We start from the raw sequence: 13274 nt of genomic DNA, 5'->3' as shown, positions 1-13274 counted from the left end.
GATCTGACATCATGAACCTGTTTCGCAACGTCGTGTTCATCGCGGCGATCGCAGGGCTCGTGGCCGGCGTCGCTCTCGCCTGCATGCAGGCCTACGCCACCGTGCCGCTGATCCTCAAGGCGGAGGTCTACGAAAAGGCTGGTGGCGGCCATGAGCATGAGCATGCCGCGGCGCCCGCCGCCAACGCTGCGGACACCAATGCCATGAGCACCGCCGCGCCGGCGGAAAATGCCGTGAGCAGCGCAGCCCCGGCTGGAGCAGCCGCGCCGGCGGAGGACGAAGGCTGGGCGCCGGCCGACGGCTTCGAGCGCTTCGCCTTCAGTGTCGTCGCCAACATTGTCACCGGCATCGGCTTCGCGCTGGTCCTGGTGGCGGTTTCCGAGTTCGCCGGCGGCATCGGCAGCTGGCGCCAGGGCGTGTTCTGGGGTCTGGCCGGCTTTGCCGTGTTCACGCTGGCGCCGGGACTCGGCCTGCCGCCGGAACTGCCGGCAATGCCGGCGGCCGATCTCATGCAGCGCCAGATCTGGTGGTGGGCAACGGTGATGACAACGGCGATCGGTCTTGCCCTTATCACCTTCCGCACGTCGGCGCCCCTGACCGTGCTCGCCGTCGTCCTGATCGTCGCCCCGCATATTGTCGGCGCGCCGCAGCCTGACAGTTTCGTAACGCCGATCCCGGAGAGCCTGCATCATCAGTTCGTGGTGGCGGTGACGCTGACCAATCTGGTGTTCTGGGTGGTGCTCGGCGCAGTTGTCGGCATAGTGCGCACGCGCTTCACCGGCACCGCGACCAGCCTGCGCGACAGCTTTGCCTGATCGCAGTTTGACCTTCATCATCGGCGGTGCGCGCTCCGGCAAGAGCGCGCATGCCGAAACTTTGGCGACGGCGTTGCCGCCGCCATGGGCCTATATCGCCACCGCCGAAGCCTATGACGATGAGATGCGCGAGCGCATCGCGCTGCATCGCTCGCGGCGCGGCGAAGGCTGGGCGACCATCGACGCGCCGCTCGATCTTGTCGGAGCGCTCGAAGCCTTGCCCGACAACCAGCCGGTGCTCGTCGATTGCCTGACGCTGTGGCTGACCAATCATATGCTTTCCGACCATGATCTCGAGGCGGAATGCCGGCGGCTAGCCGACATGCTGTCGCGGCCGCGCGGGCCCTGGCTCGTCGTCTCGAACGAAGTCGGGCAAGGCATCGTGCCCGACAATGCGCTCGCACGCCGGTTTCGTGATGCCGCCGGCCGTCTCAACCAGCAGGTCGCGGCGGTTGCCGATACGGTGCTACTGATGGTGGCGGGGCTGCCGCTCAAGGTGAAATGATGACCGATATCGACGCAAAAGACGAAGAACGCCACCGCGCCAAGATGGCCAAACGCAAGGCGGTGCAGGACGCCGAGGTCGCGGAAAAGACGGTCGAGAAGGGGCTGCTGATCGTCAACACCGGACCCGGCAAGGGCAAGACCACGGCCGCCTTCGGGCTGGCGCTGCGCATGCTCGGCTATGGCAAGCGCGTCGGCGTCGTCCAGTTCATCAAGGGCAAATGGCACACCGGCGAAAAGGACGCCTTCGCGGCGTTTGGCGGCCGCGTCGTCTGGCACACGATGGGCGAGGGTTTCACTTGGGAGACGCAGGATCTGAAGCGCGACATTGCGGCGGCCGAAGCCGCCTGGGCCAAGGCGCTGGAGCTGATCGCCGATCCCTCGATCAGCCTCGTCGTGCTGGACGAACTGAACATCGCGCTACGCTACGACTATCTCGATCTCGACCGAGTGGTGGCGGCGCTGAAAGCGCGGCGCGAAGGTCTGCATGTCGTCGTCACCGGCCGCAACGCCAAGCCGGCGCTGGTCGAGGCGGCGGATCTGGTGACGGAGATGGGCGTGACCAAGCATCATTTTTCGGCCGGCGTGAAGGCACAGCAGGGGATTGAGTTCTGAGGGGCTATCCTCACCTTTTACCCTCCCCCTTGTGGGGAGGGTCGATCCGCGAAGCGGAGCGGGGTGGGGGTCCTCGTAGGGCGCAGTCCCCCGCCCCGGCGCTTCGCGCCGACCCTCCCCACAAGGGGGAGGGTAAAGGAAGGGCGACGGTAAGCTCTCAGGACGTTACCGCGATAAGCACCGCCGACAGCAACCCGAACAGCCCAATCAGCAGATAGTCGGCGACCTGATAAAGTTTCAGCGCCCGCCTGATGTCCAGACTTTCCGCCTCGCGGCGGCCGCCTTCGCCCATGAAGGCATCGTTGACGACAACGCCGCCATAGCTGCGCGGGCCGGCGAGCGCCAGGCCGAGTGCGCCGGCCATTGCTGCTTCCGGCCAACCGGCATTGGGTGAGCGGTGCTTTTTGGCGTCGCGCCGCACTGCTTGCCAGGCGTTGCGGGGATCGGCGCCGTCAACGAGAAAGGCGGCGGCAACGATCAGCAACGCGGTCAGCCGGGACGCCGGCAGGTTGATCCAGTCGTCGAAGAGTGCCGCCGCGCCGCCGAAGGCCTCGTGGTGCGGGGTGCGGTGGCCGATCATCGAATCGGCGGTGTTGGCGGCCTTGTAGGCGACGCCGCCGGCCAGACCGCAGACACCTGTCCAGAAGGCGGGCGCAACGATGCCGTCGGAGAAATTCTCGGCCAGGCTTTCGATGGCGGCGCGGCTGACGCCGGCATGGTCGAGCTTCTCTGGATCGCGGCCGACGATGCGCGCAACCGCAATGCGGCCGAGCGCCAGCCCGCCGGTATCCAGCGAATCGGCCACCGCCTCGACATGTTCGGTAAGGCTCTTTTGCGACAGCAGCGACGAGGCCAGGATTGCCGTGATGATCATGCCGGCAGGAAAGAGCTGCCAGAGCAGGATTTGCACGATGAAGGCGATTGCCGCCGGCACCAGCACGATCACCAGCAGCGCCTGCACGCCGCGGCGGCGACGCAGCGCGTCGGAATCAGTGTCGCGGTTGAGCCTGAGGTCGAGAAAGGCTATCAGCCTGCCGAACCAGGTGACGGGATGGCCAACGGTACGGAACAGCCAGTCCGGGTAACCCAGGATGCGTTCGATGGCCAGCGACAGGAAAGCGATCAGGATCGACATGAAGCTTTCTGATGGAGCGATTACTGTGGTGGATCACGGTGGATCCCTTGGCCGGGCGAGGGCGCTCTTCCCTCACGCGCCACAACCTTTCGTCGATCTCTCGACAGGTATCAATCCGCACTCCTACCCGCTTTTCGAGCTGCCCGCCACCGCCCTGTCACGATTGCCGGAGGCCGCGCGCCTGCGTGAGCTGGCCAGGGTCGCGGCCGGCGCCTATGGCGCGCCTTCGGCCGAGAATGTGGTGGTCGCCCCGGGCACGCAGATCCTGCTGCCGCGCGTCGCCTCGCTGGTGAGCCCCGGCAAGGCGCTGGTGCTCGGGCCGACCTATGCCGAGCATGCCAGGGCCGCCGCGATTGCCGGCCATGCGGTGGCGGAGGTCGACGATTTCGAGGGGCTTGCCGGAGCCGAAATTGCCATCGTCGTCAATCCCAACAATCCCGACGGGCGAGTCGTGTCGCGGGAAAGGCTGCTTCGGCTTGCCGAGACATTGCGCGCCATAGGCGGTCTGCTGGTCGTCGACGAAGCCTTCATGGATGTCGGCCCGCACGCGGAAAGCCTGACCGGCGATGTTGGGCGGGGCGGCATCGTCGTGCTGCGCTCGTTTGGCAAGTTCTTCGGTCTCGCCGGCCTGCGACTCGGCTTCGCACTTTCCGATGCAGCGACGGTCGAAAGGCTTGGATCGCAATTCGGCCCTTGGGCGGTCGCCGGCCCAGCGCTCGAATACGGCATCCGCGCGCTTGCCGACAGCGGCTGGCAGGCCGACATGCGGCGGCGGTTGGCGCAGGATGCGGCGCGGCTCGATGCGCTGCTTTCGCGCTTTGGCGTTGCTGTCGCCGGCGGCACGACGCTGTTTCGCTATCTCCGGCTTGCCGATGCACCGGGGCTGTTTTCGACGCTCGGTGAGCGCGGCATATTGCTCAGGCATTTTTCCGAGAGTCCCCAGGTGCTCCGCGCGGGGCTGCCTGGAAGTCAGGAGGAATGGCAGCGGCTTGAATCGGCGCTTGCCGACTGGGGCGCACGGCGCGACGATGGGTCGAAGGAGATCGCGCCATGATCCATATCTGTTCGCTGGCAAAGCTTGAGGAGACGGTGGCCAAAAGCGGCGCCGTGCGCGTGCTGTCGCTGCTCGCTGCCGGCACCGAGGTGACGCGGCCGGCCTCAATCGCGAGGGAAACCACCTGCATCTGGTCATGCACGACATCGCGGTGGCGCAGGACGGCATGACCATGCCCGGCGAAGACCATGTGCGCAATCTGCTCGATTTCGCCCGGAAATGGGACCGCGCCAAACCCATGGTCGTCCATTGCTATGCCGGCATCAGCCGCTCGACCGCCTCGGCCTATATCATTGCGGCGGCGCTCGCCCCGAAGCGCGACGAAGTCGAACTTGCGCAGACATTGCGGAAGCTTTCGCCCTCGGCGACACCCAATCCACGGTTGATCGCCGTCGCGGATGCTCTTCTCTCACGACAAGGCCGCATGATCGAAGCGATCGAGGCGATCGGACGCGGCGACGATGCTTTTGAGGGTACGCCTTTCGTGTTGAAGATCGACGGCTAAGGCGGCCCGCTATGCCAGCCAGTCGGCAAGCTTCGCCTTGCGCACATCCTTCAACAGGGTGATGAAGCCGTCGGCCTGATGCTCCGCCGTCAGTCGGCCTTTCTCGGCCGTGGCAATGCTGGCATCGCCGACCACGCCGTTGGGGTTGAGATCCCCAGCGATCCAGGCGAAAGCGTGCGTTCCGGTGTGGCGCAGCAGCGCAAATTCGGTTTCGGCGCGGGCGACCTTGGAGGCGAAATTGTCGGCCTTGGCCATGTCGACTAACTCCGGGCGAAAATGCAGCATCAACGAGGTCTCGACGTCGCCGCCATGGATGCCATGGCGGTCTTCCAGCTCGGTGTACATGCCGGCGGGGCGGCCGAAGCGCTGCCAGCTGGTCTTCACCGCCAGCATCCTCTCACGCACGCGCAGCTCGCGCGTGACGATGCCCATGATCTCTTCATTGCCGCCATGCGAGTTGACGACGATCAGTTTCCTTACGCCTGCGCGGGCAACGGACAGGCCAAGCTCGGTCCAGGCATCAACCAGGGTGGCCGCCGGCAGGGTGAGCGTGCCCGGCGCCTGCAGATGCTCGTTCGACTTGCCGACCGTTTGGACCGGCAGGATGCGGATGTCGAGATCGCCGGGCAGGCGGGCGATGACCGTCTCCAGCATGCCGTTCATGATCGAGGTATCGGTTGATACAGGCAGATGCGGGCCGTGCTGCTCGATCGCCGCCACCGGCAGCACGGCAATCGTCGCCTCCGGATCGATCGCGGCGTATTCGGTGGTCCGGTAGTCGCCCCACCAAACGCGTCTGTTTGCAACGGTCATGTCATGCCTCTTGGCTGTGAGGGAGACCTAGCGCGCCAAACGTCGCCTGTCGATCACCCAGCCGCAATCGCCTCGATCTCGACCTTGAACTCCGGCCGCGCAAAGCCTGACACGATCATCAGCGTCGAGGCGGGCGCGGGGCTGGCAAACAAGCGGTCGCGGACGTCCATATAGGGCCGCAGAAAGGCGCGGTCGGTGACGTAGGCGTTTATGCGCACGATGTCGCCTAGCCCCAGCCCGGCTTCAGCCAGAATCGCCGCTATGTTTTGAAAGCAGAGCTCGGCCTGCGCGCCGGCATCCTCGGGGATCTGGTCGTCCGCCGTGATGGCGACCTGACCGGAGCACAGAACCAGCCGCTTGCCTGGCGGCACCTCGACGCCGTGGCTATAGCGGGCGAAAGGCGGCTTGATCGACTTCGGCGCGAGGTATCTGAACATGGCAATCTCCTGTCTGCGAGACCAGCCTAAGACGTGACCGATAGTACGTTCAAGATGTGGTGCATGGCACAAGGGCGATTGTGGACAGGCGTCCAAAAAATAGGCACGATGCCTCCCGCACAGCATGACCCGTCCGGTGTTGGCAGTGACTGCCGCGCAAGCAGGCGGCCCGGGCGGTGGCATGTGTCTTGCTTCTTGGATCAATGGTGTCGAGCCCGGCGCGTGACGCTCCGGAGCCAACAAAGGGTGGTGTCGATGTACGGAAAACAGAAGATTTCAGCGCTTGCGGTCGCGCTGCTTGGAGCCGGCACGTTCGGCGCGGCAGCAAACGAGAAGGTCACCTTCGGCACCAACTGGCTGGCCGAGCCCGAGCATGGCGGCTACTACCAGGCCGTCGCCGACGGCACCTACGCTGCATGTGGCCTCGACGTGACGATTTCGCAGGGAGGTCCGCAGGTCAGCGGGCGGCCGCTGCTGCTGGCCGGCAAGCTCGATTTCTACATGGGCGGCAATCTGCTGTCGGCCTTCGACGCCGTCCAGCAGGGCATCCCGATGCGCGTCGTCGCCGCCGATTTCCAGAAGGACCCTCAAGTCATCATGTCCCACCCGGGGCAGGGGCTGGACAAGTGGGAGGATTTGAAGAACGCCGACCAGTACATTCTCGGCGACGAGGGCGTCCAGACCTTCTTCCAGTGGATGGTCATCGAACTCGGTTTCGATGCCGCCAAGCGCGTGCCCTACACCTACAACACCGCTCCATTCCTAGCCAACAAGAAGTCGATCCAGCAGGGTTACGTCACCTCGGAGCCTTTTGCGGTCAAGAAGGAAGGCGGCTTCGTGCCCAACCAGTTCCTGCTGGCCGACTATGGCTGGGACACCTATTCGACGACGATCGAGGTGATGCAGGACACGATCGACAAGCGGCCGGAGGTGGTCCAGTGCTTCGTCGATGGCTCGGCCAAGGGCTGGTACAACTACCTCTACGGCGACAACAAGGCCGCCAACGAGATGATCAAGAAAGACAATCCCGACATGAGCGACGAGCAGATTGCCTTCTCGATCGAGCAGATGAAGAAGTTCGGCCTGGCCGATTCCGGCGACACCGAAAAGCTCGGCATCGGCGCCATGAACGAAGACCGGATCAAGAGCTTTTATGACAAGATGGTCAAGGCCAAGGTCACGCCCGAGGGCATCGATATCAAGAAGGCCTATACGCTGGCCTTCATCAACAAAGGTGTCGGAATCGAGCTGAAGAAGTAATCGTGAAGCTGGAAAAGATGGCGCAGGCGCCCATGACGGCATCGGGTGAAGGCCCGATGCTGCTGACGCTGCGCCATGTCGGCAAGGTGTTTTCCAATGGCGTGACTGCATTGAGCGACGTCGATCTCGCCATCCGCGAGGGCGATTTTGTCAGCCTGCTCGGGCCGTCCGGCTGCGGCAAGTCGACGGCGTTGAGGCTGATCGCGGGCCTGTCGACGCCGACATCCGGTCAACTCGACTGGGGCGGTTCGATCGACCGCGCCAATATCGGCTTCGTCTTCCAGGAACCGACGCTGCTGCCCTGGGCCGATGTCTTCGACAATGTCTGGTTGCCGCTCAGGCTGAAAGGCGTGTCGCGTGCCAAGGCGGCGCCGGTGGTGATGGAGATGCTGGAGCGGGTGCACCTGACCGGTTTCGAAAACGCCGTGCCGCGCGAGCTTTCCGGCGGCATGAAGATGCGCGTCTCGATCGCACGCGCCATGGTGACGAAGCCGCGCATTCTGTTGATGGACGAGCCGTTCGCGGCACTCGACGAGATCACCCGCTTCAAGCTCAACAACGACCTTCTGGAGCTGTGGCAGGACGAGCGCTTCACCGTCGTCTTCGTCACCCACAGCGTCTTCGAAAGCGTGTTCCTGTCAAACCGCGTCGTCGTCATGGCGGCGCGGCCGGGCCGCGTCCATGCCGAGTTGGCAATCGATGCCGCCTATCCACGCGACGAGGTGTTTCGCACCTCGCCCGACTATGCCGCGCTCTGCCGCCAGGCCTCGGACATCCTGGTCAACGCCATCAACACATCAGCCGGACCGCACCATGACGGCCATTGACCAGAATGCCGCAACGCTCGACGCGGAAGAGGCCGGCCGCGTACGCCAGGAGCGGCTGGAGCGGATCGGCCGGTGGGTCTTGCCTTTGGCGATCATGATCCTGGCGATCTGGCTGTGGGACCGCATCTGCGTGTGGAACGCGATCCCGCAATATATTCTGCCGCGCCCCGGCGTGGTGCTGTGGACGCTCTATAGCGATGCCGGGCTCCTGTTCTCCGCGCTGCTGGTCACGTTGCGCATAACCTTTCTCAGCCTGCTGCTCGCGGTGGTCGGCGGCGTCGGACTGGCGGTGCTGTTTGCGCAATCAAAATGGGTGGAGATGTCGTTCTTTCCCTTCGCCATCGTGCTGCAGGTAACGCCGATCGTGGCGGTCTTCCCGCTCATCAACATCTATGTGGACAACCAGACGGTGAAGCTTTTGCTTTGCGCCTGGATCGTCGCGTTCTTCCCGATCCTGTCCAACACCACGCTCGGCCTCAATTCGGTCGACCGCAATCTGCGCGACATGTTCAAGCTCAACGGCGCGACGCGCTGGCAGCAATTGCGCTATCTCAGACTGCCGGCGGCCATGCCGTATTTTCTAGGAGGCTTGAAGATAGCCGGCGGCCTGTCGCTGATCGGCGCCGTGGTGGCCGAGTTCGTCGCCGGCGCGCAGGGGCAGTCGTCGGGGCTGGCGTCGCGCATCATCGAGGCCGGCTACCGCCTCAACGCGCCAAGGCTGTTCGCGGCGCTGATCCTGATCTCGCTCACCGGCATATTGATCTTCCTGGTGCTGTCGCTGGTGTCGCATCTCATCCTGCGCCGCTGGCACGAGAGCGCGCTGAAGCAGGAGCGGTAGGGGGTTGGGTGACGTGATTGAGATGCTGGCGCGAAACACCCCCCTCTGGCCTGCCGGCCATCTCCCCCTCAAGGGGGGAGATTGGACGTCATCCGGGATTTCGCCAATTATCGACGTTGGAAGACGGGTGCTGTCGGAAAAGCTGCCAATCTCCCCCCTTGAGGGGGAGATGCCCGGCAGGGCAGAGGGGGGCGGTCCTTGATACCGACCTCTGGCTCGTACCATCTCACCAACGTCCGCCTTCACCGGTCGCTGACATCAGGTCTTGCCCCCACTTACGACACCGACGGTTTCGCGCTGGCCGACATCGCCGTCGCCGACGGTAAGCTCTCCAGCATCGCCGCGCACAAGAAATCAAAAGCGCCAGCCACCGCCATCGACCTTGCCGGCCGCATCATCCTGCCGTGCTTCGTCGACTGCCACACCCATATCGACAAGGGCCAGATCTGGCCGCGCAAACCCAATCCCGACGGCAGTTTCATGGGCGCGCTCAATGCCACCGGCGCCGACCGTGCAGCGCGCTGGAGCGCCGAGGACGTGGCGCGGCGCATGGATTTCTCTTTGCGCTCGGCCTACGCGCACGGGACCAAGGCCTTGCGCACTCATCTCGACAGCGTGCCGCCACAGGAGGAAATCTCCTGGCCGGTGTTCGAGGCGATGCGGGAGAAATGGCGCGGCCGCATCGAGCTGCAGGCGGCCTGCCTGCTCGGCATCGAAGGCGTGCGCGACAGAAAGTGGTTCGAGAGGCTGGCCAAGCGTGTGGCTGCGGCCAAGGGCGTGCTCGGCGTCGTCACCTATATGGTGCCGGATCTCGAAGAGCTTCTCGACAAGGTGTTCGCCGAGGCGAACAAGCACGGGCTCGATCTCGATTTCCACGCCGACGAGACCGACGACATCGCGGCGATCTCGCTGAAGAAGATTGCCGAGGCTGCACTCTGGAACGGTTTTGAGGGCAACATCCTGGTGGGACATTGCTGCTCGCTGGCGCGCCAGCCGGATCTCGACGTGCTCGATACACTCGACAAGGTGGCCAAGGCGCGGCTGGCGGTGGTGTCGCTGCCAATGTGCAATCTCTATCTGCAGGACCGGCGCGCCGACCAGACCACGCCACGCTGGCGCGGCGTGACCTTGCTGCACGAGATGAAGGCGAGGGGCATTGCGGTCGCGGTCGCCTCCGACAACACCCGCGATCCTTTCTATGCCTATGGCGATCTCGACATGCTGGAGGTCTACCGCATGGCGACGCGCATCCTGCATTTCGACCATCCGGTCGGCGACTGGCCGCAGACGGTGGCGGCGACGCCGGCCAAGGTGATGCGGCTCGATGGTGTCGGAACACTGGCAGCCGGTGGCAGCGCCGATTTCATCGTCTTCAAAGGGCGGAGCTGGACGGAATTGCTGTCGCGGCCCGAATCGGATCGCATCGTCGTGCGCAACGGCCGAGCGATCGACAGGCAATTGCCCGACTATGCCGAGCTCGACGAACTGATGGTGGAATGATGGATGTTTCGGCGCTCAAACGTGATCTCGACGGGATAAAGCTCGACGACAATCCGGCCATCGTCCAGCAGAAGAGCCGCGACTTCTACTGGTACAGCCCGGTGCTGAAGCAGCAGCTCGACCACGTCACCGGCGACCTGATCGTGACGCCCAGGAACGAGGCCGAACTGATCCGCGTGCTTACCGCTTGCCACCGTCATGGCGTTCCGGTGACGCCGCGCGGCAGCGGCACCGGCAATTACGGTCAGGCGATGCCGCTATCGGGCGGCGTGGTTTTGAACCTTGCCGAGATGAACGAGATCAAGGCCATAGCGCCGGGCCGCGTCGTCACCGGGCCGGGCGCGATCCTCGCCGACATCGACAGAGCGACGCGCGCGCATTCCGGGCAGGAACTGCGGCTGTCGCCGTCGACCTACAACACCGCCTCGATCGGCGGCTTCATCGCCGGCGGCTCGGGCGGCGTTGGCTCGATCAATTTCGGCGGTCTGCGTGATTTCGGCAATGTGCTGCGCCTGCGCGTCGTCACTATGGAGGCGGAGCCGAAGGCGCTCGAACTCGCCGGCGAGGACCTGCACAAGGTCACCCACGCCTATGGCACCAACGGCATCATCACCGAGGTCGAGATGCCGCTGACTGCAGCCTATGAATGGATCGACGTGATCGTCGGCTTCGACGCTTTCATGCCGGCAGCCCGCTACGGCAACGCGCTGGCACGCCAGGACGGCATCCTGACCAAGCTGATCACGCCGATCGCCGCGCCCGTGCCGCAGCTCTATTTCAAGCGCCACCAGAAGTTCTTCCGGGACGGGCAAAGCATCTGCGTCGTCATGGTTGCCCGGCATGGGCTAGACGCGTTCCTCGCCTTCACCCGCCGCGCCGGCGGCGAAGTCATCTTCAATGCGGCGACGGCAACGGACGAAGAGAAAAAGGGCCTGCCGCCGGGCTTCGAACTGGCGTGGAACCACACCACGCTCAGGGCACTGCGGGTCGATCCCGCGATCACCTATCTGCAATCGCTCTATCCGTTTCCCAACCAGCTGGCGCTGGTGGAGAAGATGGACGCGATGTTTCCGAACGAGGTCTTTTCGCATCTCGAATTCGTGCGCCTCGACGGCAACATCACCTGCTTCGGCCTGCCGCTGGTGAAATTCACCACCGAGGCGCGGCTCAACGAAATCATCCGGCTGCATGAGGAGAACGGCTGCCCGATCTTCAACCCGCACCGCTACACGCTGGAAGAGGGCGGCATGAAGCAGACGGATGAAATCCAGCTCGCCTTCAAGCGCGAGACCGATCCGCAAGGCCTGCTCAATCCCGGCAAGATGATCGCCTGGGAAAATCCGGATTACGACTATCGCTCGGGCCGGACTTTTTTGTTCAAGGGTTTGCAGAAAGCAGAATGAGCAGAGGTTTGAGCTTGAGCACCCCCCTCTGTCCTGCCGGCACAGGCCCTACGCTGCCGCTTCGGGCGTTCGTCGTTTGGAAAGCCAAGCAATTGGCTTCCCATCGGCTTCGCCGACCACTTCTCACCCCCCGCAAGGGGGGAGATTGGCAGCCTGAACGCCGCGGCCAATCTGACACGCTGACAATTAGTGAAAGCGATGCGGCAGTCCGATCTCCCCCCTTGCGGGGGAGATGCCCGGCAGGGCAGAGGGGGGTGCCTCGCGCCCACCTCGCAAGCATTTCCCCATGAAAGTCCTCGTCCTCTACGCACACCCGGTGGAGACCAGCTTCAATGCAGGCCTGCACCGCACGATCGTCGAGCGGCTGACGGCCGCCGGCCATGAGGTCGACGATTGCGATCTCTATGCAGAGGATTTCGACCCCAGGCTGACGCGCGGGGAGAGGCTGGATTATCATAACCAACGCAGCCCTGCGGAGCCGGCCGCGCCCTATGTCGAGCGGCTGCTCAAGGCCGAGGCGCTGGTGCTGTCATATCCCGTCTGGAACTACGGCTTCCCGGCCATCCTGAAAGGCTTTTTCGACCGCGTGTTTCTGCCCGGCGTGTCGTTCAAATTGGTCGACGGCAAGGCGCAGCCTTCGCTCCACAACATCCGCAAGCTGACCGCCGTCACCACCTATGGCGGCAGCCGCTTCCGCGCCATGCTGATGGGCGATCCGCCACGCAGATTGGTCAAGCGGATGCTGCGCGCGACGATCAGGCCCGGCGCCTCGGTGTCCTACCTCGCTCATTATTCGATGAACCTGTCGACCGACGAGACGCGGGCAGCCTTCATGGCCAAGGTCGCGGCCGGGATGGATGAATTCTGATGCGCGTGCTGGTGGTCTATTGCCATCCGGTGCCCGAAAGCTTTTGCGCCGCCATCAGAGATGCCGCAGTCGATGTGCTGAAGGCACGCGGCTGGGAGGTGCGGCTGCTCGACCTCTATGCGGAGAAATTCGATCCGGTGATGGGCTGCGAAGAGCGACGCGCCTACAATGAGCGGGCGCCGGAGGATCCGGCCCTAAAACCGCATTTCGAGCATCTCGCCTGGGCTGAGGCGATCCTGTTCATCTATCCGACCTGGTGGTACGGGCTGCCGGCCATGCTGAAGGGCTGGCTCGACCGGGTCTGGGCGACCGATGTCGCCTTCAAGCTGGGCAAGGGGCGCATCACGTCGCTGATGACACATGTCACCAGGGTCGGCGTCATTACCACCTGCGGCGCGCCGACCTGGTGGAGCGTCGTCGTCGGCCAGCCCGGCCGCAAGACCTTGCTGCGCGGTATGCGCGCGCTGTGCGCCCGCCGCTGCCGGACGTTTTTCCTGGCGCACTACCTGATGGACGCCTCGACGCCAAGGACGAGGGCGGCGTTTCTGGTGAAAGTGCGGGCGAAGCTGGAGCGGTTTTAAGCTTCTTCACCCTACCCTTGTGGGAGGGTCGCGCAGCAAGTGCCGCAAGGCGGCTTTTGCGAAGCGGGGTGGGGGTCTCGTAGGGCGCACCCCCACCCCGTCTCGCAATCGCCGCTTCG

At 64.4% G+C, this 13274-nt stretch carries 14 protein-coding genes and 1 pseudogene; 12 read left to right on the top strand and 3 right to left on the bottom strand.

What is annotated here, in order from left to right; all coding sequences use genetic code 11:
• The first annotated feature begins 11 nt into the window (after positions 1 to 11).
• From NKL06_RS29675 to cobO, 3 genes are read left to right on the top strand one after another with little or no spacing between them, the layout of a single operon-like run.
• Positions 12 to 815 carry a CbtA family protein gene (locus tag NKL06_RS29675; protein WP_023690981.1) on the top strand — a complete coding sequence of 268 codons (804 nt, stop codon included), beginning with the start codon at positions 12 to 14 and terminating at the stop codon, positions 813 to 815.
• Positions 808 to 1320 carry a bifunctional adenosylcobinamide kinase/adenosylcobinamide-phosphate guanylyltransferase gene (cobU, locus tag NKL06_RS29670; RefSeq protein ID WP_023690284.1) on the top strand — a complete coding sequence of 171 codons (513 nt, stop codon included), beginning with the start codon at positions 808 to 810 and terminating at the stop codon, positions 1318 to 1320. The genes NKL06_RS29675 and cobU overlap by 8 nt, the downstream gene beginning before the upstream one ends.
• Positions 1320 to 1934: a cob(I)yrinic acid a,c-diamide adenosyltransferase gene (gene cobO / locus NKL06_RS29665; RefSeq protein WP_023690982.1), complete on the top strand. Its 615-nt coding sequence runs from the start codon at positions 1320 to 1322 to the stop codon at positions 1932 to 1934. Before cobU ends, cobO begins: the two co-directional genes overlap by 1 nt.
• 157 nt (positions 1935 to 2091) lie before the next feature.
• On the opposite strand, the gene cbiB is transcribed toward cobO, so the two are convergent.
• On the bottom strand, positions 2092 to 3069 hold the full coding sequence (cbiB, locus tag NKL06_RS29660; protein WP_023690983.1) for an adenosylcobinamide-phosphate synthase CbiB: 978 nt from the start codon (positions 3067 to 3069) through the stop codon (positions 2092 to 2094).
• On the opposite strand from cbiB, the gene cobD reads away from it, so the two are divergent.
• Together cobD and NKL06_RS29650 are read left to right on the top strand one after the other, a co-directional pair.
• Positions 3068 to 4123, top strand: coding sequence for a threonine-phosphate decarboxylase CobD (cobD, locus tag NKL06_RS29655; RefSeq protein ID WP_023690984.1), 1056 nt, complete (start codon positions 3068 to 3070; stop codon positions 4121 to 4123). The two genes, cbiB and cobD, sit on opposite strands and share 2 nt — an antisense overlap.
• A pseudogene (locus NKL06_RS29650) lies at positions 4120 to 4628 on the top strand (tyrosine phosphatase family protein). The gene cobD and the pseudogene NKL06_RS29650 overlap by 4 nt, the downstream one beginning before the upstream one ends.
• A gap of 9 nt (positions 4629 to 4637) precedes the next feature.
• Here NKL06_RS29650 and NKL06_RS29645 read toward each other — a convergent pair.
• Positions 4638 to 5441, bottom strand: coding sequence for a creatininase family protein (locus NKL06_RS29645; protein WP_023670776.1), 804 nt, complete (start codon positions 5439 to 5441; stop codon positions 4638 to 4640).
• Between the two features lie 53 nt (positions 5442 to 5494).
• Positions 5495 to 5878, bottom strand: a complete 384-nt coding sequence (locus NKL06_RS29640) for a RidA family protein (protein WP_023690986.1) — start codon at positions 5876 to 5878, stop codon at positions 5495 to 5497.
• 255 nt (positions 5879 to 6133) lie between these two features.
• Between NKL06_RS29640 and NKL06_RS29635 the strand changes: the two genes are divergently transcribed.
• The 7 genes from NKL06_RS29635 to NKL06_RS29605 all read left to right on the top strand — a co-directional run bounded on the left by NKL06_RS29635 (position 6134) and on the right by NKL06_RS29605 (position 13155).
• Entirely contained in the window at positions 6134 to 7138 is a 1005-nt protein-coding gene (locus tag NKL06_RS29635) for an ABC transporter substrate-binding protein (protein WP_023670774.1), read from the top strand.
• A 2-nt stretch (positions 7139 to 7140) separates the two neighbouring features.
• Positions 7141 to 7965 carry an ABC transporter ATP-binding protein gene (locus tag NKL06_RS29630; protein ID WP_023690277.1) on the top strand — a complete coding sequence of 275 codons (825 nt, stop codon included), beginning with the start codon at positions 7141 to 7143 and terminating at the stop codon, positions 7963 to 7965.
• Positions 7952 to 8803 (top strand): ABC transporter permease, encoded by an 852-nt coding sequence (locus tag NKL06_RS29625; protein ID WP_023670772.1) that lies wholly within the window; start codon positions 7952 to 7954, stop codon positions 8801 to 8803. Before NKL06_RS29630 ends, NKL06_RS29625 begins: the two co-directional genes overlap by 14 nt.
• Positions 8804 to 9001: 198 nt before the next feature.
• On the top strand, positions 9002 to 10303 hold the full coding sequence (locus NKL06_RS29620) for a cytosine deaminase (protein WP_023690987.1): 1302 nt from the start codon (positions 9002 to 9004) through the stop codon (positions 10301 to 10303).
• The gene (locus NKL06_RS29615) at positions 10303 to 11706 is read left to right on the top strand and encodes an FAD-binding oxidoreductase (protein WP_031196657.1); all 1404 of its coding nucleotides are present in this window, start codon (positions 10303 to 10305) and stop codon (positions 11704 to 11706) included. The genes NKL06_RS29620 and NKL06_RS29615 overlap by 1 nt, the downstream gene beginning before the upstream one ends.
• 286 nt (positions 11707 to 11992) lie before the next feature.
• Positions 11993 to 12574, top strand: coding sequence for an NAD(P)H-dependent oxidoreductase (locus NKL06_RS29610; protein WP_023690989.1), 582 nt, complete (start codon positions 11993 to 11995; stop codon positions 12572 to 12574).
• The gene (locus NKL06_RS29605) at positions 12574 to 13155 is read left to right on the top strand and encodes an NAD(P)H-dependent oxidoreductase (RefSeq protein WP_023690990.1); all 582 of its coding nucleotides are present in this window, start codon (positions 12574 to 12576) and stop codon (positions 13153 to 13155) included. Before NKL06_RS29610 ends, NKL06_RS29605 begins: the two co-directional genes overlap by 1 nt.
• Positions 13156 to 13274 lie beyond the last annotated feature (119 nt).

The sequence above is a fragment of the Mesorhizobium sp. C268A genome (assembly GCF_040324475.1).
Lineage (GTDB): Bacteria > Pseudomonadota > Alphaproteobacteria > Rhizobiales > Rhizobiaceae > Mesorhizobium.
This window is presented reverse-complemented; position numbering and strand designations above follow the sequence as displayed.